27 protein-coding genes and 1 pseudogene are annotated in these 23,403 nt (G+C 69.5%); 19 read left to right on the top strand and 9 right to left on the bottom strand.

Annotated elements, in window-relative coordinates; all coding sequences use genetic code 11:
* Positions 1-56: 56 nt before the first annotated feature.
* Positions 57-623 (bottom strand): isochorismatase family protein, encoded by a 567-nt coding sequence (locus QMG86_RS25525; protein WP_281875205.1) that lies wholly within the window; start codon positions 621-623, stop codon positions 57-59.
* Positions 624-773: 150 nt separating this feature from the next.
* Between QMG86_RS25525 and QMG86_RS25520 the strand changes: the two genes are divergently transcribed.
* Positions 774-965: a hypothetical protein gene (locus tag QMG86_RS25520; RefSeq protein ID WP_281875204.1), complete on the top strand. Its 192-nt coding sequence runs from the start codon at positions 774-776 to the stop codon at positions 963-965.
* Positions 966-967: 2 nt separating this feature from the next.
* Here the strand turns inward: QMG86_RS25520 and QMG86_RS25515 are convergent, their stop codons facing one another.
* On the bottom strand, positions 968-2,218 hold the full coding sequence (locus QMG86_RS25515; protein WP_434086215.1) for a nicotinate phosphoribosyltransferase: 1,251 nt from the start codon (positions 2,216-2,218) through the stop codon (positions 968-970).
* A 183-nt stretch (positions 2,219-2,401) separates the two neighbouring features.
* Here QMG86_RS25515 and clpS point away from each other — a divergent pair, with 183 nt between their 5' ends.
* From clpS to rdgB, 10 genes are all read left to right on the top strand, one after another.
* Entirely contained in the window at positions 2,402-2,752 is a 351-nt protein-coding gene (gene clpS / locus QMG86_RS25510; RefSeq protein ID WP_281875202.1) for an ATP-dependent Clp protease adapter ClpS, read from the top strand.
* Positions 2,753-2,774: 22 nt separating this feature from the next.
* On the top strand, positions 2,775-3,344 hold the full coding sequence (aosR, locus tag QMG86_RS25505) for an oxidative stress transcriptional regulator AosR (RefSeq protein ID WP_281875201.1): 570 nt from the start codon (positions 2,775-2,777) through the stop codon (positions 3,342-3,344).
* 60 nt (positions 3,345-3,404) lie between these two features.
* Positions 3,405-4,466, top strand: coding sequence for a P1 family peptidase (locus tag QMG86_RS25500; protein WP_281875200.1), 1,062 nt, complete (start codon positions 3,405-3,407; stop codon positions 4,464-4,466).
* Between the two features lie 502 nt (positions 4,467-4,968).
* On the top strand, positions 4,969-5,388 hold the full coding sequence (locus QMG86_RS25495; RefSeq protein ID WP_159842684.1) for a M67 family metallopeptidase: 420 nt from the start codon (positions 4,969-4,971) through the stop codon (positions 5,386-5,388).
* 33 nt (positions 5,389-5,421) lie between these two features.
* Complete coding sequence (locus tag QMG86_RS25490; protein ID WP_063051456.1) at positions 5,422-5,694, top strand: MoaD/ThiS family protein; 273 nt, start codon at positions 5,422-5,424, stop codon at positions 5,692-5,694.
* An 8-nt stretch (positions 5,695-5,702) separates the two neighbouring features.
* Positions 5,703-6,665, top strand: a complete 963-nt coding sequence (locus QMG86_RS25485) for a cysteine synthase (RefSeq protein ID WP_281875199.1) — start codon at positions 5,703-5,705, stop codon at positions 6,663-6,665.
* Between the two features lie 65 nt (positions 6,666-6,730).
* Positions 6,731-7,456, top strand: a complete 726-nt coding sequence (locus QMG86_RS25480) for a rhomboid family intramembrane serine protease (RefSeq protein WP_281875198.1) — start codon at positions 6,731-6,733, stop codon at positions 7,454-7,456.
* Positions 7,457-7,524: 68 nt separating this feature from the next.
* Complete coding sequence (locus QMG86_RS25475; protein WP_281875197.1) at positions 7,525-8,289, top strand: cyclic nucleotide-degrading phosphodiesterase; 765 nt, start codon at positions 7,525-7,527, stop codon at positions 8,287-8,289.
* 597 nt (positions 8,290-8,886) lie between these two features.
* Entirely contained in the window at positions 8,887-9,657 is a 771-nt protein-coding gene (gene rph, locus QMG86_RS25470; RefSeq protein ID WP_281875196.1) for a ribonuclease PH, read from the top strand.
* Positions 9,657-10,268, top strand: a complete 612-nt coding sequence (rdgB, locus tag QMG86_RS25465; protein ID WP_281875195.1) for an RdgB/HAM1 family non-canonical purine NTP pyrophosphatase — start codon at positions 9,657-9,659, stop codon at positions 10,266-10,268. The genes rph and rdgB overlap by 1 nt, the downstream gene beginning before the upstream one ends.
* A gap of 10 nt (positions 10,269-10,278) precedes the next feature.
* Here rdgB and QMG86_RS25460 read toward each other — a convergent pair whose 3' ends face one another.
* From QMG86_RS25460 to QMG86_RS33770, 5 genes and pseudogenes are all read right to left on the bottom strand, one after another.
* The gene (locus QMG86_RS25460) at positions 10,279-10,644 is read right to left on the bottom strand and encodes a DUF3817 domain-containing protein (protein WP_159842672.1); all 366 of its coding nucleotides are present in this window, start codon (positions 10,642-10,644) and stop codon (positions 10,279-10,281) included.
* Positions 10,641-11,111 carry a transcriptional regulator gene (locus QMG86_RS25455; protein WP_281875194.1) on the bottom strand — a complete coding sequence of 157 codons (471 nt, stop codon included), beginning with the start codon at positions 11,109-11,111 and terminating at the stop codon, positions 10,641-10,643. Before QMG86_RS25455 ends, QMG86_RS25460 begins: the two co-directional genes overlap by 4 nt.
* 154 nt (positions 11,112-11,265) lie before the next feature.
* A complete protein-coding gene (locus QMG86_RS25450; RefSeq protein WP_434086214.1) occupies positions 11,266-12,114 on the bottom strand; it encodes an SDR family NAD(P)-dependent oxidoreductase in 849 nt (282 codons plus the stop codon).
* A complete protein-coding gene (locus QMG86_RS33775; RefSeq protein WP_434086123.1) occupies positions 12,045-12,617 on the bottom strand; it encodes a lipase family protein in 573 nt (190 codons plus the stop codon). The genes QMG86_RS25450 and QMG86_RS33775 overlap by 70 nt, the downstream gene beginning before the upstream one ends.
* Before the next feature lie 85 nt (positions 12,618-12,702).
* A pseudogene (locus QMG86_RS33770) lies at positions 12,703-12,768 on the bottom strand (hypothetical protein); the annotation flags it as partial.
* Positions 12,769-12,899: 131 nt separating this feature from the next.
* Here QMG86_RS33770 and QMG86_RS25440 point away from each other — a divergent pair.
* From QMG86_RS25440 to QMG86_RS25425, 4 genes are all read left to right on the top strand, one after another.
* Positions 12,900-13,541, top strand: a complete 642-nt coding sequence (locus tag QMG86_RS25440) for a TetR/AcrR family transcriptional regulator (RefSeq protein ID WP_281875191.1) — start codon at positions 12,900-12,902, stop codon at positions 13,539-13,541.
* 75 nt (positions 13,542-13,616) lie between these two features.
* A complete protein-coding gene (locus tag QMG86_RS25435; RefSeq protein ID WP_350356347.1) occupies positions 13,617-15,647 on the top strand; it encodes an MDR family MFS transporter in 2,031 nt (676 codons plus the stop codon).
* Between the two features lie 61 nt (positions 15,648-15,708).
* Positions 15,709-16,353 (top strand): PadR family transcriptional regulator, encoded by a 645-nt coding sequence (locus QMG86_RS25430; protein WP_281875190.1) that lies wholly within the window; start codon positions 15,709-15,711, stop codon positions 16,351-16,353.
* Positions 16,354-16,533: 180 nt separating this feature from the next.
* Positions 16,534-17,736, top strand: a complete 1,203-nt coding sequence (locus QMG86_RS25425; protein WP_281875189.1) for an FAD-dependent oxidoreductase — start codon at positions 16,534-16,536, stop codon at positions 17,734-17,736.
* 55 nt (positions 17,737-17,791) lie between these two features.
* Here the strand turns inward: QMG86_RS25425 and QMG86_RS25420 are convergent, their stop codons facing one another.
* The gene (locus tag QMG86_RS25420; RefSeq protein WP_281875188.1) at positions 17,792-18,583 is read right to left on the bottom strand and encodes a helix-turn-helix domain-containing protein; all 792 of its coding nucleotides are present in this window, start codon (positions 18,581-18,583) and stop codon (positions 17,792-17,794) included.
* Between the two features lie 86 nt (positions 18,584-18,669).
* Here QMG86_RS25420 and QMG86_RS25415 point away from each other — a divergent pair, with 86 nt between their 5' ends.
* Entirely contained in the window at positions 18,670-19,113 is a 444-nt protein-coding gene (locus QMG86_RS25415) for a hypothetical protein (protein ID WP_281875187.1), read from the top strand.
* Positions 19,113-20,129 carry a zinc-dependent alcohol dehydrogenase family protein gene (locus QMG86_RS25410; RefSeq protein ID WP_281881124.1) on the top strand — a complete coding sequence of 339 codons (1,017 nt, stop codon included), beginning with the start codon at positions 19,113-19,115 and terminating at the stop codon, positions 20,127-20,129. The genes QMG86_RS25415 and QMG86_RS25410 overlap by 1 nt, the downstream gene beginning before the upstream one ends.
* Before the next feature lie 2 nt (positions 20,130-20,131).
* Here the strand turns inward: QMG86_RS25410 and QMG86_RS25405 are convergent, their stop codons facing one another.
* Positions 20,132-20,854 (bottom strand): HNH endonuclease family protein, encoded by a 723-nt coding sequence (locus QMG86_RS25405; RefSeq protein WP_281875186.1) that lies wholly within the window; start codon positions 20,852-20,854, stop codon positions 20,132-20,134.
* Positions 20,855-21,540: 686 nt separating this feature from the next.
* Here QMG86_RS25405 and QMG86_RS25400 point away from each other — a divergent pair.
* Together QMG86_RS25400 and QMG86_RS25395 are read left to right on the top strand one after the other, a co-directional pair.
* On the top strand, positions 21,541-22,413 hold the full coding sequence (locus QMG86_RS25400) for a haloalkane dehalogenase (protein ID WP_281875185.1): 873 nt from the start codon (positions 21,541-21,543) through the stop codon (positions 22,411-22,413).
* Between the two features lie 64 nt (positions 22,414-22,477).
* Positions 22,478-23,338, top strand: coding sequence for an RNA polymerase sigma factor (locus QMG86_RS25395; RefSeq protein WP_281875184.1), 861 nt, complete (start codon positions 22,478-22,480; stop codon positions 23,336-23,338).
* The last annotated feature ends 65 nt before the right edge of the window (positions 23,339-23,403 follow it).

Here is a 23,403-nt window from a genome sequence, read left to right as displayed (position 1 = left end):
CGAGCAGCCTACTCGGCGCCTCCGACAGGACCGCCCGCTCGCCGAGACCGGACGGTCTATCGGCTGATGCCACCTTCGAGGTCGACGCCGGCCCCGCGCATGCGATCCAGCGCGGCCGCGACCGTCTCCGGGGCGACGCCCGCGGTGAGGTCGAGCAGGACTCGGGTGTCGAAACCCTCGATTCGCGCGTCCAGGGCGGTGGCGCGCACGCAGTGATCGGTCGCGATGCCGACCACGTCGACGGCGTCGACGCCGCGGTCGTGCAGCCAGTCGGCCAGCCCGGTGCCGTCCTCGGTCGTGCCCTCGAATCCGGAGTAGGCCGCCGCGTACGCGCCCTTCGAGAAGACCGCCTGAACGGGGCCGATGTCCAGGGCCGGGTGGAAATCCGCGCCGGGCGTGCCGACCCGGCAGTGCGGCGGCCAGCTGTCGATGTAGTCGGGCTCCTCGGAGAAGTGCGCGCCGGGATCGATGTGGTGGTCGCGGGTCGCCACGATCGCGCCGTAGTCCGCCGCCGCGAGGTGTTCGCTGATCCGGGCCGCCACGGCGGCCCCGCCGGCGACCGCCAGCGCACCGCCCTCACAGAAATCGTTCTGGACATCGACGATGATCAGTGCCCGGGTCATGGCGATCCTCCCGCGGTCCGGCTGGATGGCAGTTCCGATTCTGCCGCTCGGTCGGACGCTTGGGTTGTAAACGCGGCCGCCGCCCACGGTGATTACCGGATGCCCCTTTCACCCGGCGGCCGGTTCGCCGCCTTTCCGCATGGAGACCTCATGAGCACTGCGAAACTGTTCCGCAGCGTGACCATCGGCACCACCGTCTTCCTGGTGGTCTTCTACTCGCTCGGCTCCCGTCCCGCCGAGCCGTCGGACTGGGTGTGGTTCGGAGTCACCGGCGTGGTGTTCGCGGCGCTGTTCGCCGCCGGACTGCTGCTGGTGCCCCGCGCCGAACGGCGGGGGCGGTGACCTCAGACGAACGTGGTCACCACGGCGGGCTCGCCCGCCGACAGCTTGAGGCCTTCCCAGGGCAGGCTGATCAACCCGCGGGCCACCAGGTCGCGGCTCTCGGCGAGGGTGGGCAGGTCGTCGACCTGCTTGCCTTCGCGAATCAGCGGGACGAGTAGCTCACGGGCTTCGAAGCCGTTGCTCGGCGGCGTCGGCCCGGATGCCGGATAGACGATCTCCTCGACGATCGTCCCGGTGTCGCGGGCCAAGCGAACGGCCTTCTTCGTGCCACCCCGGGACTGCTTGTGACTGCTGCGTTTCGCCACCGGCACGCCCTCGACCTCGACCAGCTTGTACACCATTCCCGCGGTCGGCGCGCCCGAGCCGGTGACCAGCGCGGTGCCGACGCCGTAGACGTCGACCGGCTCGGCGCGCAGCGCGGCGATGGCGTACTCGTCGAGATCGCCGGAGACCACGATGCGGGTCTGGGTCGCGCCGAGCGCGTCGAGCTGGTCGCGTACCTGCCTGGCCAGGACGCCGAGATCGCCGGAGTCGATCCGCACGCCGCCCAGCTCTGTTCCCGCGACCTCGATGGCCGTCGCGACGCCCCTGCTGATGTCGAAGGTGTCCACCAGCAGCGTCGTGCCCACGCCGAGCGTCTGCACCTGGCTGCGGAACGCTTCGGCCTCGTGCGCCCCGTCGGGGCCGCTGTGCAGCAGGACGAAGGCGTGCGCGCTGGTGCCCGCGCCCGGAATGCCGTAGCGACGCACCGCCTCCAGGTTCGAGGTGGCGTCGAAACCGGCCAGGTACGCGGCGCGAGCACAGTCCGCGGCGGCCTGCTCGTGGGCGCGCCGCGACCCCATCTCGATCATCCTGCGGCCCCCGGCGGCGCTGACCATCCGGGCGCCCGCGGCCGCGATCGCGCTGTCGTGATTGAGAATCGACAGGATCAGCGTCTCCAGGACGACGCATTCGGCGAAGCTGCCGCGCACCGACAGGATCGGGGAACCGGGGAAGTACAGCTCGCCCTCGGCGTAGCCGTCGATGTCGCCGGTGAACCGGTAGTCGCGCAACCAGTCGAGGGTTCGCCGATCCGAGAACGGGGCAGCCACGGCCAGCTCCGCCGCGCCGAACCGGAACTGCCGCAGCGCGTCGAGCACCCGGCCGGTACCCCCAACGACGCCGTAGCGACGACCGTTCGGCAAACGTCTAGCGAACACCTCGAACGTGCACTGCCGATGCGCCGATCCATCGGCCAGCGCCGCGGCGAGCATGGTCAGTTCGTACTGGTCGGTCAGCAGCGCCGTGCTGGCGAGGCCGTCACGCAGGTCCACGCTGTCACTGTAGACAGAACGGTCGGCTCATGGTGTCCGGCATCGGCTCGGTGAACCGGCGAATAGGCGAATCGGGGCAGCGTGGGTGTTGTTTATCCGGAGTCGAGTCGTACCCTTGACCTTATGGCCTTGCGCAACAGAGTCCGGGGTGACGTCGTTGTGGACGCCGCGAACGCGACATTGTCGGCGGCACAGGCGACGCCCGAAGCGGTCGAATACACCGAGATCCTGGAGGCGGAGGACCGCCCCTGGGTCACCGTGGTCTGGGACGACCCGGTCAATCTGATGCACTACGTCACCTATATCTTCCAGAAGCTGTTCGGCTACAGCAAAGCGAAGGCGACCGAGCTGATGTTGAAGGTGCACAACGAGGGCAAGGCGGTGGTCTCGTCGGGTTCCCGGGACAAGATGGAACACGACGTGCAGCGGCTGCACGCCGCGGGACTCTGGGCCACCATGCAGCGGGACGACTGACCAGGCCGACTACCCTGACGCCGTGCGCAAGTGGAGCAGGAAGAACTCGCTGAGCGGTCTCAAACTGCGATCCGAGATGGACGCACGGGAGGCCAACGTGCTTCGGTCCCTGGTCGGGGCGGTCTCCGGGCTGCTCACCGAACGCGCCGGGTCGGCCCCTGAGGACGACTTGGCCGCCCTCACCGGACTGCGATCCGGCAACACCGTCCCGCCGGAGGACCCGCGGCTGCGCAGACTCCTCCCGGACTTCCACCGCAGTGAGCCCGGCTCGCCCGACGCCGAGCGCGCCGACCTCAACAGCGCGCTGCGCAGCCTGCACGAGCCCGACATCATCGACGCCAAGCTGGCGGCGGGGTCGGTCGTGCTGGACACCGTGCCGAGCGCGGGCGGCAAGATCATCCTCACTCCCGAGCAGGCCGACGCGTGGTTGACGGCGCTCACCGACGTGCGGCTGGCGCTCGGGACGGTGCTGAACATCGACGCCGACACGCCCGACCATCTCGACCCCGACGATCCGCGCGCTCCGCACCTGGACGTGTACCACTGGCTGACCTGGATACAGGACTCGCTGCTCCAGGCGCTGGCTCCCTGACCCCTGTGCTGCGAAGATCGGCGCCGAACGTCAGGAGTTCCGCGCCGTGAGGAGTAGCTGGTGAAAGCCATCCCGGGAGAACGTAATTCGATCACCGATGTGCCCGGCGTGCTGGTCGGGCATCACCACGTCCTCGACTCGGACGCCACGCTCGGCTTCGGGGCGGCGACGGGATGCACGGTGGTGCGCGTGCCGGGCGGCGCGGTGGCGGCGGTCGACGTGCGCGGCGGCGGCCCGGGTACCCGCGAGACGGATCTGCTCGATCCGATGAACACCGTCCGTCAGATCGACGCGATCCTGCTCACCGGCGGCAGTGCGTTCGGCCTCGCCGCGGCCGACGGGGTGATGCGCTGGCTGGAGGAGAACGGTGCGGGCATCGTGATGGACCCGGCCGACCCGAGCCGGGTGGTGCCCATCGTTCCCGGGGCGGTGATCTTCGATCTCCCGGTCGGCGCCTGGGACATCCGTCCGACCGCCGAGTTCGGCTACCGGGCCGCCGCGGCGGCGAGCGCCGACTTCGCCCGCGGATCGGTCGGTGCGGGCGTCGGCGCGCGCGCCGGATCGATCAAAGGCGGGGTGGGGACCGCGAGCATCGCGCTGGGCGAAGGCGCCGCGGCCGGCATCACCGTCGCGGCGCTGATCGTGGCCAATCCCGTCGGCTCGGTGTTCGATCCACGCACCGGGTTGCCGTGGGGATGCGGCACCGACGGGCCCGGCTTCTTCGACCTGCGGCCGCCGACCGCGGAGCAACTGGCGGCGGCGAACGCGCTGCCGGTGAAGGGCACCGTGCTCAACACCACGATCGGCGTCGTGGCCACGGACGCCCCGCTCGACCCGGCCGGATGCAGGCGGGTCGCCGTCACCGCGCACGACGGGTTGGCCCGCGCGATCCGCCCCGCGCACTCGCCGCTGGACGGGGACACCCTCTTCGCGCTCGCCACCGGAACGGCGGAAGAGGGCACGGACCTGCCGCTTCCGCCAGCTTTCCCCGCCGATCTCCTTGTCCTGGACGAGATCTGCACGGCAGCCGCGGTCTGCGTCGAACGCGCCGTCGTCGACGCGATCCGCTCGGCACACACGGTGGCGGGCATCCCGGCCTACGGTGACCTGTTCGGTATCTGATTTCCAGCGCCTGCGGCGCGGGGTGTTCGCGGCCCACTGGTGGCTCGCGTTTGCGCGACCGCCGCTTGCTCCTTCGTCGCCTACGCGACGGCCACGCAAACGCGAGCCGGGCCGCGAACGGCGGATGCTCGGTCTCGCTTCGCTCGGAAGACGTGGTTGCGGTGCGCCGGGCGCGATGGCATCGGAACTCCGGACTCGGGCGCGCGGGCAGAGTCCAGGTTGTGGTGCCGATTGGTCGCTGCTCTTCTTCCTCGTGTACCCGGCGGTCGCTCGGAGGCGAGCCGGGCCGCGAACGGCGCATGCTCGGTGGTGCTGTGCTGGAGACCGGGAGTTGGGCGGGGCGGTGACCGGCGTCGAAGTGCGCCGTTGTCGTGTGCCGTAAGTGTCGGTTGTGCGCCTGGGCGCGGAACCGGGGGCCGGGCGACCTCGGGGAGGGAATAGCCGAATATCCTGGCTCGTTGTCGACTGCGATGGGTCGGCGTTGTGGAAAGGTGTGCGACTCGTGCTGGTGATCAGGGCCGACCTTGTGGAGGCGATGGTGGCGCACGCGCGCGCCGATCACCCGGACGAGGCCTGCGGTGTGATCGCGGGGCCGGAGGGCTCGGATCGTCCGGAGCGCTTCATCGCCATGGTCAATGCCGAGCGGTCGCCCACGTTCTACCGCTTCGACTCCGGCGAGCAGTTGAAGGTGTGGCGCGAGATGGACGACGCCGACGAGACGCCCGTCGTCATCTACCACTCGCACACCGCCACCGAGGCCTATCCCAGCCGCACCGACGTGTCGTACGCCTCCGAGCCCTTCGCGCACTATGTGCTGATCTCCACCCGCGATCCCGAGCAGCACGAGCTGCGCAGCTACCGGATCGTCGACGGCGAGGTCACCGAGGAGCCGGTGCGGATCGTCGACGCGTACGAGAACTAGACCGATGCCTGTTCGCGAAACCGAGGAGTACCCATGCCGGTAACCGTCTCCATCCCGACCATCATGCGCGGCCTCACCGGAGGTGAGAAGCGCGTGCAGGCCGAAGGCGCCACGCTGTCGGCGCTGATCGACGACCTCGAGGCCAACCACCCCGGGCTCGCCGAGCGCCTGCTGAAGGACGGCAAGCTGAACCGCTACGTCAACATCTACGTCGACGACGAGGACGTGCGCTTCGCCGGCGGGCTCGCCGCCGAGGTGCCCCAGGACGCCAGCGTCACGATCCTCCCCGCCGTGGCCGGAGGCTGACCGTTCCCGTGGCGCGTTACGAATCGCTGATCGCGACCCTCGGCAACACTCCGCTGGTCGGCCTGCGCACGCTGTCCCCGCAGTGGGACGGGGACGACCACGTGCGGCTGTGGGCGAAGCTGGAGGATCGCAACCCCACCGGCTCGATCAAGGATCGGCCCGCCCTGCGGATGATCGAGCAGGCCGAGGCCGACGGGCTGCTGCGGCCCGGCTGCACGATTCTGGAGCCGACCAGCGGCAACACCGGCATCTCGCTGGCCATGGCCGCGAAGCTGAAGGGCTATCAGCTGATCTGCGTGATGCCCGAGAACACCTCGGTGGAGCGGCGGCAGCTGCTCACCATGTTCGGGGCGCGGATCATCGATTCCCCGGCGGCGGGCGGCTCCAACCAGGCCGTCGCGCTGGCCAAGCAGATCGCGGCGGAGAATCCGGACTGGGTGATGCTCTACCAGTACGGCAACCCGGCGAACGCGTCGGCGCACTACGAGACCACCGGCCCGGAGATCCTGGCCGATCTGCCCGAGATCACGCATTTCGTCGCGGGTCTCGGCACCACGGGCACGCTGATGGGGACCGGCCGTTTCCTGCGCGAGAAGGTGCCCGGCATCGAGATCGTGGCCGCCGAGCCGCGGTACGGCGAACTGGTCTACGGCCTGCGCAACATCGATGAGGGATTCATCCCCGAGCTGTACGACGAGAGCGTGCTGACCACGCGTTTCTCGGTCGGCCCCTACGACGCGGTGAAGCGCACCCGCGAACTGGTGCTCGAGGAAGGCATCTTCGCCGGGATCTCCACCGGCGCCATCCTGCACGCCGCGCTGGGCGTCGCCCGTAAGGCGGCGAAGGCGGGCACGCGCGCCGACATCGCGTTCGTGGTCGCCGACGGCGGGTGGAAGTACCTGTCGACCGGCGCCTACGACGGCACCCTCGAAGAGGCGGAGGAGCGGCTCGACGGCCAGCTCTGGGCCTGATCACCGGCCGCGCCGGTACCCTCGGTGAGGCGGGGCGACGACCCCGCCGCGGCGAGGAGGTGGCCATGGCAGGCGCGGGACTCGGGCCGTCGTTCGACCCGGATCGGATCGCGGCGATCCGTGCGCAGCTGGGCGAGCCCGTCGGTGCGCCGCGGCCGTCCACACCGTCCGCGCCCAGGGGCGTCCCCGCGATCAAGCAGCTGTGGCTGCGGGCCGGTGTGCTGATCGCCGGATTCGTGGGTGTGCTCTACGGGGTCGAAGGGGTCGACGCCGCCGTCCACGGAAACCTGGAGAGCGCGGGTATCGAGCCCCGCCGGGCCGAGGGACTGTCCGGCATCCTGTTCGCGCCGTTGCTGCACGACAACTGGGGGCATCTGGTCGGTAACACGCTCCCGGTGCTGGTTCTCGGCTTCCTGGTGTTGGTGAGCGGCATCGGACGCGGGCTGGCCGCGACCGCGATCATCTGGCTGCTGGCCGGGCTAGGCGTCTGGCTCACCGGAGCGACGGGCAGCGTGCACATCGGCGCGTCGTCGCTGGTATTCGGCTGGTTGACCTTCCTCATCTGCCGGGGCTGGTTCGCCCGCAACGTCGGGCAGATCGTGCTCGGCCTCGTGGTGCTGGCCCTGTACGGGTCGCTGCTGTGGGGCGTCCTGCCCGGACAGCCCGGAATCTCTTGGCAGGGGCATCTATTCGGCGCGTTGAGTGGATTGCTGGCCGGCTGGGTACTCTCTGGAGATGCACGACGAAGCCGCCGCGGGGACCGAGCCGGAGCCGGTGCGTCGCCGCGGTGAGCGGGCGGCCCGCCGGAAATGTGGGGGATCCTTTCTTGAGTGAGAATTCCGCGTGGCAGCATGGGGGAATGCGCCTTACCGTCCTCGGGTGCTCGGGCAGTGTGTCCGGCCCGGACTCTCCCGCGTCGGGGTACCTGCTGACCGGCCCGGACATGCGGCCGACGGTCATCGATTTCGGTCCGGGAGTGCTCGGCGCGTTGCAGCGCCATGCCGATCCCGGTGAGGTCGACATCTTCCTGACCCATCTGCACGCCGACCACTGCCTGGACCTGCCCGGTTTGCTGGTGTGGCGCCGCTACCACCCGACGCCCCCGGCGGGGCAGGCGATCGTGCGCGGCCCGTCGGACACCTCGCTGCGCATCGGCAACGCGTCCGCCGAGGTCGGCGGCGAATGCGACGACTGGTCCGACGTGATCGACATGCGGCCCTGGGTCGAGGGCGAGCCCGTCGCGTTCGGCGCGGGTCACACCGTCACCGCGCGCCGGATGTACCACCCACCGGAGTCCTACGGTCTGCGGATCGTCACCGCGGCCGGACGCACCTTCGTCTACACCGGCGACACCGCGCTCTGCCCCCAGGTCCACGAACTCGCGCAGGGCGCCGACGTCCTGATGGCGGAGGCCTCCTGGACCCATGACCCGGCGAATCGGCCGCCCGGCATTCACCTTTCGGGCACCGAGGCCGGCCAGATCGCCGCCGAGGCCGGCGTGAAGGAACTCCTGCTCACCCACATCCCCCCGTGGACCTCACGCGAAGACGTGATCGCCGAAGCGAAGGAACAGTTCACCGGGCCGGTCCACGCGGTGGCCCCAGGCGAAACCTTCGATCTCTGACCGAATCCGGGTCACGGCTGGACCGGCGCCTACTCATCGAACGGAACGATGAATCCGGACGTCCGATGCGCAGCGCCACAACCCACCGGTCCGACGAACCGATCCCCGAAATCCGTAGCGCCGTGCGGTTCGGAACTCGCCCGCGCCCTATATCCAGAATTCGCTACCAACACGCCAGCGCACCCCGACCGCGTCCCTCGAGCCAGATGAAGCATGCGCCGGGCCGCGCTGGGATTGCACCCGGTCGCGAGTGGGTCCGCCTGTCGGCCAGTGGGAGTTGCGCGCTGTTGTGCCGGGGTGGCAAACCGGCGCGCCCAGCGCATCTGGACTGCGTTTTTCGCGCCGAGCGGGGATCGAGCAGGCGCGGTTGGCCGGGCTGCTCTCGCATCGAGACGGCCGCGCGTAGGTCCGCCTCTCGGCCAACGGTCGCCGGTGGGTCGGCCTGTCGGCCAGTGGGAACGGCGCGCCTCACGCCGGGGGATGAAACCAACGCGCCCAGCGCACCGCCACCACGTCTTTCGAGCGAAGCGAGACCGAGCATGGGCCGCGAACACGCCGCGACGAAGTCGCGGCCAGAAGACCCAGTAGGCTGTGGCCGTGTCGAGACGAGCCGATGGCAGGGCGGACGATGAGCTCCGCGAGGTCCGGATCACCCGTGGTTTCACCACGCATCCAGCGGGTTCGGTGCTGGTGGAGTTCGGGCAGACGCGGGTGATGTGCACCGCGAGCGTCACGGAGGGGGTGCCCGCGTGGCGGCGCGACTCCGGATTGGGCTGGCTCACCGCCGAATACGCGATGCTGCCCGCCGCGACGCATACCCGCAGCGGGCGTGAGTCGGTGAAGGGCCGCATCGGCGGACGGACCCAGGAGATCAGCCGCCTGGTCGGCCGTTCGCTGCGCGCCTGCATCGATCTGGCCGCGATCGGCGAGAACACCATCGCGATCGACTGCGATGTGCTGCAGGCCGACGGCGGTACCAGGACGGCCGCGATCACCGGCGCCTATGTGGCGCTGGCGGATGCCGTGACCTATCTCGGCGCGGCGGGCGCGCTGGCCGACCCGCAGCCGATCTCGTGCGCGATCGCCGCGGTGAGCGTCGGCGTGGTCGACGGCCGGGTGCGCTTGGATCTGCCGTACGAGGAGGATTCGCGCGCCGAGGTCGACATGAACGTGGTCGCCACCGATACCGGGACGCTGGTGGAGATCCAGGGCACCGGTGAGGGCGCGACTTTCCCGCGCTCCACGCTGGACAAGTTGCTCGATGCCGCGCTGGCCGGTTGCGAGCAACTGTTCGTCGTGCAGAAGGAAGCGCTGGCACTGCCGTATCCCGGCGTGCTTCCGGAGCAGGCCGACGCGAGGAAGAAGTGATGACCCGTCGTCTGCTGGTGGCCAGCCGCAATGCCAAGAAACTGAACGAACTGCGCCGCATCCTCGACGAGGCGGGGATCGCCGGGATCGAGATCGTCGGGTTGGACGACGTCCCCCCGTACCATGAGGCTCCCGAGACCGGCGCGACGTTCGAGGAGAACGCGCTCGCCAAGGCGCGCGACGGCGCCGCGGCCACCGGTTTGCCGTGTGTCGCCGACGATTCCGGCATCGAGGTGGACGCGTTGAACGGGATGCCGGGTGTGCTGTCGGCGCGCTGGTCGGGCAGGCACGGCGACGACGCGGCCAACAACGCGCTGTTGCTGGCGCAGCTGTCGGATGTGCCGGACGAGCGCCGGGGCGGGCGGTTCGTCTCGACCTGTGCGCTGGTGGTGCCCGGCGGCGCGGAGACGGTGGTGCGTGGGGAATGGCCCGGTTCGATCGGCCGGAAGCCGGTGGGCGACGGCGGTTTCGGCTACGACCCGCTGTTCATCCCGGCGGGCGGCGAGATCACCGCTGCCCAGCTGACGCCCGCCCAGAAGGACGCGGTGTCGCATCGCGGGCGGGCGCTGGCCCAGCTGACGCCCGCGCTGGCGGCGCTCGCCGCGGACTGACGCGGCCGGGTCAGACGCCGAAGGTCTGCTTGACCTGCTTGGCGTTGACGTGCTCGACGAAGAACGACAGCAGCGGGATGGTGCCCGCGAGCAGCGTGCCGACGGTGCGCAGGACCGGCCAGCGGACCTTGACCGCGAGGTCGGCGGTGACCAGCAGATAGACGAAGTACACCCAGCCGTGCACGACGGCGATCCAGCTGGGGGTATGCACGTCGAAGCCGTACTTGGCGATCATCTCACCGGTGAGCAGCAGCAGCCAGAGGCCGGTGATCCAGGCCAGCGCCCGGTAGCGCAGCAGCGCCGGGCCGATCTTGGCGGCGTTCCGGGCCGGGGCCGGGGCGGCGGTGGTCTCGGTGGAATTCTCGCTGGTGGTCAACCGGCGCTCCTCTCGCGGGTGTGCAGGCCTGCCGCGCGGACCTGCTCGTCGATGTCGTTGGCGTGCAGCGCGGCGAGGTACCGGTTGTACTCGGCGAGCACCGGGTCGTCATCGCGGACGGCCTTGGGTCGCTCCGGCAACAGACCCGCCGGGAGCTCGGTGGGTGCGACCGGACCGGCGGTGCGCCGAACTGCGGAAGCGCGCCCACGGGCCGCGGTGGACGCGTCCTTCTCCTCGGTTTCGCCTGCCTCGCGCTCGAGCCGGACGTACCGGAAGTAGGCGAAGACGGCGAAGCCCGCGAACAGGGGCCACTGCAACGCGTACCCGAGGTTCTGGCCGGTGCCGCTGGCGGACTCGTACCGCTCCCACTGCCACCAGGCCAGCGCCAGGCAGCCCAGCGCGGCGACGATCACCAGCGCGATGAGGGCCGGGCGGTTGTGTGCCGAGCGGCGGGGTGAGGCGGACACGGCTTCTACGGTACCCGTTCTACTACGCGGGCCGTAGAGCCAGGTACGCCGTCCGGCGCGCGCTGTGACCACGATCATCGTGGTATGGAGCGGTGCCGGACGGAGTGCCCGTATGCGATCGGTTCCGTGGCTTCGGGCGTGACGAGCGGTCTGGTTACTGCGCGGGCGTTCGTCCGGCTCGGAACGAGTAGGTGACGCCGGTCTTGCGCTCGGACTCCTCCCACAGCCGCTGCCACAGATCCCTGTTCTGCGACAGGCGGGTGGACGACGAGGGTTTCACCGGTCCCTGGCTGCCGAAGAGCCTGGTCGGGCCCCAGTAGGTCTCGGGATCGGCGTCGGGCATGGTCGCGGCGAACAGAGTCGAGTGCGCGGCCTTGGCAGGCGAGTGCCCGATCAGACGGATGAACGGCTTGGCGACGTAATCGAGCGGCGTCTCGGTGTGGGCGAAGAGGTCGGTGGCCGAGACACCGGGGTGCACGCCGTAGGAACGCTTGGCCGAGCCGGATTCGCGCAGCCTGCGCTGCAGTTCGCGGGCGAACATCAGGTTGCACAGCTTGGCCTGCGCGTAGGCGAGATTGCGCTGGTAACGACGCTTTTCGTAGTCCAGGTCGTCGATCCAGAGCTTCGGGGTCTGCTTGTGGGCGATGCTGGAGAGGGTGACCACCCGATCGCCGATCCGGTCCAGCAGCAGGCCGGTGAGCGCGAAGTGTCCGAGGTGGTTGACTCCCCACTGGGTTTCGAAACCGTCTTTGGTGCGCGAGAACGGGATGTTCATCAGGCCCGCGTTGTTGATCAGGACGTCGAATCCGCCGATCTCGTCGGCGAACTTACGGATCGAGGCCAGGTCCGCGAGGTCCAGTTCGGCCACGCGGACGTCACCGTCGATGCCGCCGGCGACCTCTTTCGCCTTGACCGCGTTGCGGCAGGCCATGATCACGGTCGCGCCCTTGGACGCCAGGACTTTCGTGGTGACGGCGCCCAGACCGCCGTTCGCGCCGGTGATGACAAAGGTGCGTCCCGTCTGGTCCGGGATCTCAGCTGGTTTCCACGCCATGCGTCAACCTTACTCTGGAGTAAGTTACGGGGGAAGATTTTCGCCATCGATCGTCTCAGACGCGAGAGCTCGTGTCCCGGAAGACGACCGCGACACGAGCTCCGGGCGAGTTGGTCAGCGGCCGCTGCCGATGGGTTGCTGGAATGCCGCGGCGAGCACCGCGCCCACCATCTCGCCCCACACCTGCCACGTCGCGGGGTCCAGCGTTGCCTGCCCAGGCCGTTCGCGTTGTCGTCGAGGAATCTGCGCAGTTCGGGATACTCGCGCGAGACGCCGAGCGCGCCCGCGAAGATCAGCCCGGCCGACAGGTTGCCGTTGGCCATCCGCAACGCGGCCGACAGATCGGCGGGGATGCCGCCCTCCGCGGTGCCGACCACGTTCAGTTCGGGCGCGTAGTCGCGCTTCGGTTCGGCGGCCCAGCCGGTGGCGATCGCCCCGCCGGAGTAGCCCATCATCCCGACCCTGGTCCTGGTCCCGGACAGTTGCATCGGCGCGAATGCCGTCGAGCGTGATGCGCCCGGCCGGCGGGCCCGCGGCGTAGGCCGAGTCCGGGCCCTGGTGATCGGGGATCACCGCGGCCCAGCCCTGGGCCAGCGGCCCCATATGTGAGCCCCATCGGTTTCAGACTGGCCACGAGTATGCGGTGTCCCGACGCGGATCACAAGAAGGAACGTCCTGGAAATCTCGGCCCGACGGATGTTCCCGGTCGCCGCGATTTCGCTACGGTGAGAGATATGACGGCGACAGTGGGCAGGCAATACGGCGGGCGTGCCGTCGTGGAGCGGAAAGCCGAGCGGCGTCAGCGGTTCCTCGACGCGGCCACCCGGATCTTCGCCGAGCGCGGCTACACGAATTGCTCGCTGGCCGACGTGTGCGCCGCCGCGGGATTGTCCAAGCGGCAGTTCTACGAGGAGTTCCAGGCCAGGGAGGACGTGCTGGTCGCGGCCTACGACCGGATCCAGGACGAGGCCGCCGCCGCCGTGCTGGCGCGCCTCGGGGACCTCGACCCCCGATTCGACCTGCCCGCGGCGATGACCGCCGTGGTAGCGGCTTATCTGGCGTCGATCGGCTCCGACCCCTACCGCGCGAAAGTCGCGTTCATCGAAGTGGTCGGGGTGAGCGACCGGATGGAGCGGCATCGTCGTGAACGCAGGCACGCGTGGGCGTCCGTGCTGGAAACTCGTGTGGTGCCGGTGGTCGCCCCCGGTTCGCGGGTGCGCGGCGCGCCCGGATGGGGCGCGAGCGCCTTGATCGGCGCGATCAACGGCCTCGCGCACGAATGGGTGCTCGCCGACCCGCGCCCGACGGTGGCCGAACTCGTCGATCTGCTGGTCCCGATCGCGATGTCGCTCATCGAGCGGCCCGGCGAGAGCTAGCCGCACGCACGGGCAGCGGATTCGCTGCCGTGTCGCTGGATATCCATCGAAGCGGCGAAGTCCCATACTGGGCTGATGGCCGGTTCGGTTGCTGTCGCCGCGGACCCTGTTGCCCCGATGGGCCGGGCCAAGACCAATATCGTGTTCGGCACCATCGTGCTCGGCATGCTGATGGCGGCGCTGGACCAGACCATCGTGTCCACCGCGCTGCCGACCATCGTCGCCGACCTCGGCGGGGCCGGGCACATGGCGTGGGTGGTCACCTCGTACCTGCTCGCCGAGGCGGTGGCGACGGCGCTGGCGGGCAAGCTCGGTGACCTGTTCGGCCGCAAGCTGGTGTTCCAGGTCAGTGCCGTGATCTTCATCGTCGGCTCGATGGTCGCGGGCCTGGCCAACGGCATGCTGTTGCTGGTCCTCGCCCGCGGCGTCCAGGGCTTCGGCGCGGGCGGGCTGATGGTCACCTCGATGGCGCTGATCGCCGACATCATTCCGCTGCGGCAGCGCGGCAAGTATCAGGGCGCGCTGGGCGCGGTGTTCGGGGTGACCACCGTGATCGGTCCAACGCTGGGCGGTCTGTTCACCGACCATGCCAGCTGGCGCTGGTGCTTCTACGTCAACGTTCCGGTCGCCGTGGTCATGATCGCGTTGGCGGCGCGGACGATCCCGCGGGTGCGGGCCGCGGCCAAGCCGATCATCGACTACGCCGGAATCGGGCTGGTGGCGCTGGGCGTGTCCTGTCTGATCCTGGGCCTGGAATGGGGCGGCCAGCAATACGCGTGGGGCTCGCCGACGATCGTCGGCCTGTTCGCCGGAGCGGTGTTCCTGCTGGCCACGTTCGTCGCGGTGGAGTTGCGGGCCGCCGAACCCATGCTGCCGATGGCGTTGTTCCGCAGCCGGGTGTTCACGGTGTGCTCGATCCTCAGTTTCATCGTCGGCTTCGCGATGCTCGGCTCGATGACCTACCTGCCCGCGTACCTGCAATACGTCGACGGCGTCTCGGCCACCATGTCGGGCGTGCGCACGCTACCGCTGGTGGCCGGTCTGTTCGCCACCTCGATCCTGTCCGGGCAGGTGGTCGGCAAGACCGGGCGCTACCGGTACTTCCCGATCGGGGGCACGCTGGTCATGGCGCTCGGCCTGTACCTGATGTCGACGATGGGCCGGACCACCGGCACTTGGCTGGAGTCGCTGTACATGCTGATCCTTGGCATGGGCATCGGACTGGCCATGCAGGTGCTCACCATCGTCGTGCAGAACACCGTGCCCTACGCCCAACTGGGTACCGCGACTTCCGGCGTCACCTTCTTCCGCACGCTCGGCAGCGCCTTCGGCACGGCGATTTTCGGCACCCTCTACAGCAACGAGATCGGGCCCGATCTGGCGGCGGCCCTGGCCGGCGTGCGTGTGCCGCCCGCTGTCGCGGCGGATCCGCAGTCGTTGCGCGCACTGCCCGCCGAACAGTCGGCTCCCATCATCGACGCGTACGCGGACTCGATCGGTCACGTGTTCTTCTGGGTCGTTCCGATCGCGCTGGCCGGATTCGTGATCGCGTGGTTCTTGCCCGAGGTGCCGCTGCGCGACAGTGCGCGGGCGGGTGCGGGTGATGTGGGCGAAGGGTTCTCGGTGCCGGATTCGCCCGATCGGCTGGTGCAACTGGAACGAGCTATCGCGGGCACCATGCGCGGAGCGGGGGCGGAGGATCCGATCGGCGCACGCATCCTCGCCGACGCGGACAGCGATCTCACACGCGGTGAGGCCTGGGCGCTCGGCCAGGTGTATCTGCGCGACCGGGTGCGTGGCCACGCCACGCTGGCGGAGATAGCCAGAGAACACCGGCTCCCCGAAGAGGTCATCGAGCCGATCTACGACCAGGTGGGCGCGGAAGGGTATCTGATGCGCGAGGGGCGACGGTTGCGGCTCACCGATTCCGGCGCGGCCGAGATGGACCGGATCAAGGCGGCTTGGCGGCGCTGGCTCGACAGCAGGCTCGATGATTGGAGCGAGGCCGATCCCGCCGATCGCGCGCTGCTGGACCAGGCGCTGACGAACATCGCCACGAAGTTACTGGAAGACCAGGCGCGAGAACAGGAGACGGTGCCCGCTTGACAGCGCTTGCGGCACCATTACTCGTGGACGTATATTCGTACACGAGTAAGGAGGTGCCGCGATGAAGAAACGCAAGGTCGACAACCTGCTCGCGCTCGCGGTGCTGTCCGTGATCGTCGAACGCCCGATGCACCGGTACGAGATCGCCCAGACCCTGCGCGATCGGGGCAAAGACCACGACATGGCGATCAAGTGGGGCTCGCTCTACACGGTCGTGCAGAACATGGCCAAGGTCGGCTTCCTCGAGGTGGTCGGCAGTGAGCGCGCGGGCGCGCGGCCGGAGCGGGTGATCTACCGGATCACCGACGCGGGCCGCGCCGAGATGACCGATTGGACCAGGGAGCTGCTGTCGACTCCGGAGCCGGAACACCACCGGTTCGTCGCGGGGCTGTCCATTCTCGCGGTGCTTCCGCCCGCCGAGGTGATCGAACTGCTCGGCGCGCGCATCGAAGCGCTGGAGCGGACCATCGGCACCATGCGCCGCGAACTCGGCGAACTCGCGTGCGCGCTGCCGCGGCTGTTCATCATCGAATCCGAGTTCGGACTGGCGATGCTGGAAGCCGAAGCGGCGTGGACGCGTTCGCTGCGCGACGAGCTGACCGAGGGCACCTTCCCTGGACTGGCGCAATGGCGTGCATGGCACGAGCGCGGCGCGCTGCCGTCCGAGGTCGCCGAGCTGGTGGAGAGGGGGATTGCCGAGAACTAGCCGAGAACCGGACCCGGCGAGGTGCGGCAACACCGCCGCCGGGCCCGATCGAACAGTCTCGAACCGCGCCCGCGAACGCGCACCCGGCTACAAGGCTGGCAACCACAGGATAACCGGGTGGGTGGCGCGTGCGTCGGTCCGGGAACCGAAACCCGTATCGCACGAATCCTGGAGACACCCATGTCCACAACACGTACCGCCCTGGTGATCGGTGGCGGCATCGCCGGACCCGTCGTCGCGACGGCCCTGCGCAAAGCGGGCATCGACGCCCGCGTCTACGAGGCCTATCCCGGCCCTTCCTACGGCATCGGCAGCGGACTCGCCCTCGCGCCCAACGGCATCGCCGCTCTCGACATCATCGGGGCGGGCGACCCGGTCCGCGCCATCGCGCTGCCGGTGAGCAAGATGCGGATGGCCGTCGGGAACAAGGTTCTCGACCTGCCCGGCCTCTCCGATGTGCCGCCGCTGCAACTGGTCGATCGCAGCGAGTTGCACCAGGCGTTGCACCGGCACGCGACCGCAGCGGGGGTCCCGTTCGAGTACGAGAAACGCCTGGTCGACGTGCACGAGGACGAGTCGGGGATCACCGCCCGGTTCGCCGACGGCAGCACGGCCACCGCCGACGTGCTGATCGGCGCGGACGGCATCCGCTCGCGGGTGCGCACGCTGATCGACCCGGAGGCGCCCGGCCCGGACTACACCGGCATGCTCGGCTTCGGCGCGACCACCGAGTGCGACGCCGACCTCCCGGCCGACACCATGACCTTCGCGTTCGGCAAGCGGGCGTACTACCTGTACTGGCCGCTCGGCGACGGGCGGGTGGCGTGGGGAGCGAACCTGCCGCACAAGGAGTATCTGTCGCTCACCGCGGCGCGGGCGGTGCCGAGCGCGCAGTGGTTGCGGACCCTGCGCGAGACCTACGGCGACGACACCCCTGGCGGCGAACTCGCTCGTCGCACCACCGAGGACCAGCTGGAAGTGGTCGGTGCGCTGCACATCATGCCGCCGGTGCCGCACTGGCATCGCGGGCGGATGGTGCTGGTGGGCGACGCGGTGCACGCGCCGTCCAATAGTTCCGGCCAGGGTGCGTCGCTGGCGATCGAGAGCGCTGTGCAGCTGGCGCGCTGCCTGCGTGATCTGCCCGTTCCCGAGGCGTTCGCGGTTTACGAGCGGTTGCGGCGCGAGCGTGTGGAAGGCGTCGCGGCGCGCGCGGCGAAGATCAACCACAGCAAGACGCCGGGGCCCGTGGGGCGCAAGGTCATGCAGCTGCTCATGCCGCTCATGGCCAAGACGGTGATGAAGCCGGAGAAGACCATGGGCCCCGAGCAGCGCTACCGGATCGATTGGGAAGCCCCGGCCGAGCACGAACTCGCGTCGGTGTGAGTCGATGGCGAGGTCCCGCAGGAGCGGCCTGCGGGACCTCGCTGGGGCACCTCGCTCAGCGTCGTGCGGCGCGGCCGCGCAGGATCTGCGCGGTCTGCTCGTCGCCCGGCAGGAACGCCTCCAGTTGCAATTCGGCGAGCGTGACGTCCACCGCCGTGGCGAACGAAGTGAGGGTGGTGATCAAACGCAGCTCCCCTTCGGCGCAGCGCAGACGCAGCGGCACCGCGAAACCCAGATGCTCCGGCCCCGGCTCGGTGGACGGCAGATAGGTCTCCAGTTCCTCGACCAGCTCGTCCAGGACGGGATCGGGACTGCGGTCCATCCGGTTGCGCAGCGCCTCGGTGACGTGCCTTCCCCAGTCCGGCAGGTTGACCACGCGGGCGGCCAAGCCGTCCGGGTGCAGCGCGAGCCGCAGCACGTTGACCGGCGGCTCCAGCAGCCATGGGGCGGCGCCCTCGGTGAGCACGTCGAAGGCGGCGTTGGCGGCGAGCAGGATGCCATAGGGCCGGACCACCAGCGCCGGGTAGGGCAGATGGCCGTCCAGAATGGCGCGCAACGCCTCCAGCACCGGTGCCAATTCCACTGTGTGGAGTTCCGATTCGGGAAAGATCGGCGCGTAACCCGCGGCGAGCAGCAATCCGTTGCGCTCGCGCAGCGACAGCTCCAGCGATTCGGCCAGCCGCACCACCATGGTGCGTCCGGGGCGCGAGCGGCCCTGCTCCAGGAAGCTGAGATGACGCTGCGTGGTGTCGGCGCGGATCGCGAGATCCAGCTGACTGACCCGTCGCAGCGTGCGCCAGTGCTTGAGCTGCCGGGCGAACCCGGTGGACTGGGCCGCCGTCGTCATAGCAGCAGTATCCGGCGCTGAACGACGGGCTCGCCATACCTTGCGGGGAATCGCACAGGCGCCGGTCGACGGCAAGACTTCGCCGCATGAGCAAGAAACTGGATGAGCAGGAACTTTCCCGGTTCGCCGAACGGTATATCGCGCTGTGGAACGAATCCGATGCCGAAGCGAGGCGCAAGCGGATCCGGCAGCTGTGGGCCGAGGACGGGGCGCAGGTGCTGGTGGATCCGCCGCAGGCGATGCGGGAGGCGCTTGGCCGATTGTCCTTCCCGATCCCGACGGTGGAGATTCGCGGCTACGAAGCGTTGGACCGGCGGGTCGATCGCGCGTACGACGAGTTCGTCGCTCCGGGTGAGCACGTGTTCGTCTCCGGAGGGCCTGCGGTGCGTCTCTCCGTGAACTTGATCGGCCTGAGCTGGCACATGGTGACGAAGGCCGACGGGGCCGTGGTGGGTGGTGGATACGACGTCGTCGCGCTCGACGACGAGGGCCGGATCCGGTGGGATCACCAGTACATCGGCGTCGCGTGATGCAGGCCGTCGCCTACCATCTGGATCCCGCGCGCGGGGCGGACGGGCTGACCGCCGCGCCGCAGCAGTTGCCCGAGCCCGGCCCACGGCAAGTGGTGATCCGGGTGCGGGCGGCATCGCTGAATCGTCGCGACCTGATGCTGATGGACGGGACGTACCCGCTGCCCGCTATCCCGGGCGTCGTGCCGCTCAGCGACGGCGTCGGTGAGGTGATCGCCGTGGGTGACGCCGTGACGCGCGCCGCGGTGGGCGACCGGGTGACCGCCACCTACTTCGTCCGGTGGGCCGACGGCCCCCAGCGTCAGGCGCACGTCGTCGAGCAGTACGGCGCGACCTATCCCGGCATGCTCGCCACTTACGCGGTGCTGGAGGAGGATTCGGTGGTGCACGTGCCGGGCCACCTCTCGGACGCGGAGGCCGCGACGTTGACCTGCGCCGGAGTGGTGGCGTGGGCCGCGCTGAGCACGCCGCTGCCGGTGCGCCCGGGCGAGACCGTCTTGACGGTAGGCAGCGGATCGGTGGCGCTGTTCGGGGTGCAGCACGCGAAAACGTACGGCGCTGAAGTCATCTCGATCACCTCGAACGCGCGCAAAGCCGAGCGGCTGCGTGCGCTCGGGGCCGACGAGGTGATCGATCGGAGCCGGACCCCGGAGTGGGAACTCGCCGTGCTGGAGCGCACGGGCGGGGACGGCGTGGATCACGTCCTCGACGCGGTGGGCATGCCGACGCTCGCGAAATCCGTGCGGGCGGGCGCGTACAACGCGCGGATCACGATGATCGGCGCGATGCCCGCCGGTGACGTGCCCGTGGGCAACCCGTTCGGGTCGTCGTATCTGTCCATTCGCCGTATCGCGGTGGGCAGCCGAACGGATTTCGAGGCGATGAATCGAGCGATCGCCGCCCATCGGACGCGTCCGGTCGTCGACCGCGTGTTTCCGTTCGAGGAAGCCGAAGCGGCCTACCGGTATTTCCGCACCGGTGATCCGTTCGGGAAGGTGGTGATCGAGTTTCCCTAGGCTCAGGGGCAGGCGCTCAGGACTCGCGCCATGGCGTCCTTCTCGGCCGGGGTGACCCAGAGCTGATAGGCCGTCTTCACCTGGATCTGCCTGGTCAGGTAGGCGCAGTGGTAGCCCTTGCTCGGCGGTAGCCATTCGGCCGCGTCGGAGTCGCTCTTGGACTGGTTGGTCGGGCCGTCGACGGCCTGTAGATTGAGCGGGTCGTTGGCCAGATCGCGGCGGCGTTCGGCGGAAAGTTGCTGCGCGCCTTTCTGCCAGGCGTCCGAGAGCGCGACGACGTGATCGATCTGGACGTCGTCGGAGGACTTCGTGCCCCGCTTGAAGTTGATGGTCTTGCCGGTGTAGGGGTCGGCGAGCGTACCGGTCGCGACGATGCACTTGCCCGACTTGAAAGTCACGTCGGTCATGTCGCGCTGGAGGATGTCGTTGCGCGTGTCGCAGCCGTTGCCGCCACCGGGCACCGTGACGTTGTCCGACCAGGGCGGCCCGAATTCGTCTCGACTGTAACCGGTTTTGGGCGCGCGCTCCGCCACGCGCAGGGCGTTCAACAGGGCGAGGGCGTCGCGAGCGGGAATCGGTGCGGGCGCGTCGGCGCAGACCCGGCCGCCGGTCCCGCAGCCCGCTGCGGTCGACTCGCTGGGCCGTACCGAGGAACAGGAGATCAGTCCGACGGAAGTCGCGACCATGATGCCGAGCAGGGCCAGCCGCTGCGCTGTGGACTTCATCGAACTTCCTAACGCCGAATCCACTTGAAACTGTAACCGGCGTCAAAGTATCCAGTGGCGCGGTTCGCACAACCGAATGGCGCGTATGAGATTCGGCACAGCCGGCCGATAACCGGCCGTGCGCCGACGCGACCGGACCGAAGAATGGGCCCGCCCCCGAATCGCCGTGCCGGCGCCGATTCGGGGGCGGTTATCACGAGGAGCCCTGGGGAGCCGCGCGGTTGTGCGGATTGGTTGTCCACTCCGAAGACCGCACTGGGACGACACCACGGGGCTGATGAGGGGGAGGTCCCGAGGTGTCGAGCCGCGCTTGCTCCGGACTCACTCGTGATGATCAGGGGGTGATCGGGCTCCGGCGGGTGCCGGTGCGCGGGGAGTCACTATCCGGTTGGTGCCAGCACGCTTCCGCTCCGTCTCCGATCGCGCTTGGTTCTACGTATCAAGACAGTAGATAAATCTCGCGCGGATTGGCAAGTTCGTTCTGAGGGTTCGAAAAGTTTCTCAGCCTATCTTCAGTTTCGACCATATATCTACTGCATGAGTACGGATTTCCCACCGCTGACGAACCCGGCCTGGCTCGACCGGCGGGGCTGTGACCAGGCTCACTCCGAGGTCGGTCACAGGTGGGCGGATTCGTGTGTCCAAACGGGTGCAGGCGAAAGAGCCGGACCCGAAAGGACCACATCATGCCCACCGTCGACGTCCTCGATTCCTTCATCCACTACCGCGACACCGGCGCGGAGGAGACCCCGGTGGTGTTCCTGCACGGCAATCCCACCTCCTCGCATCTGTGGCGCAAGGTGATCCCCCACGTGGCAGACCGGACCAGGGCACTGGCCCCGGACCTGATCGGGATGGGGGAGTCGGGCAAGCCCGACATCGGCTACCGTCTCACCGATCACGCCGCCTACCTGGACGCCTGGTTCGACGCCCTGGGGCTGGACCAGGTGGTGCTGGTCGGGCACGACTGGGGCGGCGCCCTGGCCATGGACTGGGCCGCGCGGCATCCCGGTCGCGTGCGCGGTATCGCGCTGATCGAAACGTTCCTGCGGCCGATGCGCTGGGACGAGTTGCCCCCGCTCGGCGCCGAGCTGTTCCGGAAGTTCCGCTCCGCGGAAGGGGAGCGAATGATCCTGGAGGAGAACACCTTCATCGAGTTCAACCTGCCGAAGGGCGTCGCCGACCTGGCGGCCGAGGACCACGACGTGTACCGCGCGCCGTTCCCCACACCGGCGTCGCGCAAGCCGCTGCTGGTGTGGCCGCGCGAGTTCCCGCTGGACGGCGAGCCCGCGGACGTGGTCGCCCTGGTGCGCGGCTACGGCGTCTGGGCGGCCGCGACACCCGAGGTGCCCAAGCTGCTGATGGCGCTGGAGAACGGTGTCGGCTTGGGGTCGGCGGAGGTGATCGAGTGGGCCGCGAACACCTTCGCGAGCGCCGAGGTCGCGCCGATCGGGCCCGCGGGCCACCACGCGCCGGAGGATCGGCCGGACGAGATCGGCCTGGCGGTGGCCGAGTGGCTCGACCGGCACGCGCTGGCCGGGGCTCCCGCTCGCCCGTGACCCCGGCCCCGGTGTGACCCGGCAGTGCTTGCGCCGACCGCGGCGCAGGCCGAATGATGGCCGGATGAGCACGGAGCACGACGCAGTCTCGGCGCAGGAGCAGGCCATGGTCGCCCGCGCGGTCGCGGGCGACCGGGACGCCGTCGCCCAGGTCGTGCGCTCGCTGCAGGACCCGCTGTATCGGCTCGCCCTGCGCATGGTGTGGCGGCCCGCGGAGGCCGAGGACGCGACGCAGGAGATCATGGTGCGCCTCCTGGACCATCTGCACACCTGGCGCGCGGAGGCGCGGCTGCTCACCTGGGCCTATCGCATCGGCGTCAATCACCTGCTGAATCTGCGGCGCCAGAGCCCGCAGGAGGCGGCGCACCTGAGCTTGGACGCCTTCCGGGAGGGACTGGCCGACGGTTTGTCGGAGGCCGACCATCGCGGCCCGGAAGCCGTGCTGCTGACCGCCGAGGTGCGGCTCACCTGCAGTCAAGGCATGTTGCAGTGCCTGGCCCGCGACGAACGGATCGCCTTCGTGCTCGGTGACGTGTTCGAGCTGAGTTCCACCGAGGCCGCCTGGATCCTCGACATCACCCCCGCCGCCTACCGAAAGCGCTTGGAGCGCGCCAAAAAACGGCTCGGCAACTTCCTGAACGCGACCTGCGGCCTGGTCGATCCGGCGGCGTTCTGCCGCTGCTCACGACGGGTGGACAAAGCGCTCGCGCTCGGACGGATCGACCGCGGCCGTCCGGTGTACGCCCGCCATCCGGTCAGCGCGGGCGGGCGCACCGCCGCCGAGGCCGAACGGCAGATGATCCGGTTGCACGACGCGGCGTCGGTCCTGCGCGCCCATCCGGACTACGCCGCGCCGCAGGCGAAGATGGACGCGATCGCCGGGCTGCTCGGTTCGGGTCGTTTCCCCCTGCTCGAGGAGACGTGATCCGCCCGGACGACGGCGACGGCGCCCGGCGATGGGGGCACGTCCCGCAGACGGGCGCGGTCGCC

This window comes from Nocardia sputorum (assembly GCF_027924405.1).
GTDB classification, from domain to species: Bacteria; Actinomycetota; Actinomycetes; order Mycobacteriales; family Mycobacteriaceae; genus Nocardia; species Nocardia sputorum.
Note: the sequence above shows the minus strand (reverse complement) of the source record. Positions and strands in the feature narration are given on the sequence as shown.

Excerpts from the sequence above, each read along its gene's own strand:
- QMG86_RS33775 (WP_434086123.1), bottom strand. The coding sequence starts at position 12,617 with ATGGGCTACTCCGGCGGGGCGATCGCCACCGGCTGGGCCGCCGAACCG.
- QMG86_RS25480 (WP_281875198.1), top strand. The coding sequence starts at position 6,731 with ATGGCAGGCGCGGGACTCGGGCCGTCGTTCGACCCGGATCGGATCGCG.
- QMG86_RS25430 (WP_281875190.1), top strand. The coding sequence starts at position 15,709 with ATGAAGAAACGCAAGGTCGACAACCTGCTCGCGCTCGCGGTGCTGTCC.
- QMG86_RS25525 (WP_281875205.1), bottom strand. The coding sequence starts at position 623 with ATGACCCGGGCACTGATCATCGTCGATGTCCAGAACGATTTCTGTGAG.
- QMG86_RS25435 (WP_350356347.1), top strand. The coding sequence starts at position 13,617 with ATGGCCGGTTCGGTTGCTGTCGCCGCGGACCCTGTTGCCCCGATGGGC.
- QMG86_RS25395 (WP_281875184.1), top strand. The coding sequence starts at position 22,478 with ATGAGCACGGAGCACGACGCAGTCTCGGCGCAGGAGCAGGCCATGGTC.
- QMG86_RS25410 (WP_281881124.1), top strand. The coding sequence starts at position 19,113 with ATGCAGGCCGTCGCCTACCATCTGGATCCCGCGCGCGGGGCGGACGGG.
- QMG86_RS25440 (WP_281875191.1), top strand. The coding sequence starts at position 12,900 with ATGACGGCGACAGTGGGCAGGCAATACGGCGGGCGTGCCGTCGTGGAG.
- QMG86_RS25420 (WP_281875188.1), bottom strand. The coding sequence starts at position 18,583 with ATGACGACGGCGGCCCAGTCCACCGGGTTCGCCCGGCAGCTCAAGCAC.
- QMG86_RS25490 (WP_063051456.1), top strand. The coding sequence starts at position 5,422 with ATGCCGGTAACCGTCTCCATCCCGACCATCATGCGCGGCCTCACCGGA.
- clpS (WP_281875202.1), top strand. The coding sequence starts at position 2,402 with ATGGCCTTGCGCAACAGAGTCCGGGGTGACGTCGTTGTGGACGCCGCG.
- QMG86_RS25520 (WP_281875204.1), top strand. The coding sequence starts at position 774 with ATGAGCACTGCGAAACTGTTCCGCAGCGTGACCATCGGCACCACCGTC.
- QMG86_RS25415 (WP_281875187.1), top strand. The coding sequence starts at position 18,670 with ATGAGCAAGAAACTGGATGAGCAGGAACTTTCCCGGTTCGCCGAACGG.
- QMG86_RS25405 (WP_281875186.1), bottom strand. The coding sequence starts at position 20,854 with ATGAAGTCCACAGCGCAGCGGCTGGCCCTGCTCGGCATCATGGTCGCG.
- QMG86_RS25400 (WP_281875185.1), top strand. The coding sequence starts at position 21,541 with ATGCCCACCGTCGACGTCCTCGATTCCTTCATCCACTACCGCGACACC.
- rdgB (WP_281875195.1), top strand. The coding sequence starts at position 9,657 with ATGACCCGTCGTCTGCTGGTGGCCAGCCGCAATGCCAAGAAACTGAAC.
- QMG86_RS25515 (WP_434086215.1), bottom strand. The coding sequence starts at position 2,218 with ATGCTCGCCGCGGCGCTGGCCGATGGATCGGCGCATCGGCAGTGCACG.
- QMG86_RS25425 (WP_281875189.1), top strand. The coding sequence starts at position 16,534 with ATGTCCACAACACGTACCGCCCTGGTGATCGGTGGCGGCATCGCCGGA.
- QMG86_RS25475 (WP_281875197.1), top strand. The coding sequence starts at position 7,525 with ATGCGCCTTACCGTCCTCGGGTGCTCGGGCAGTGTGTCCGGCCCGGAC.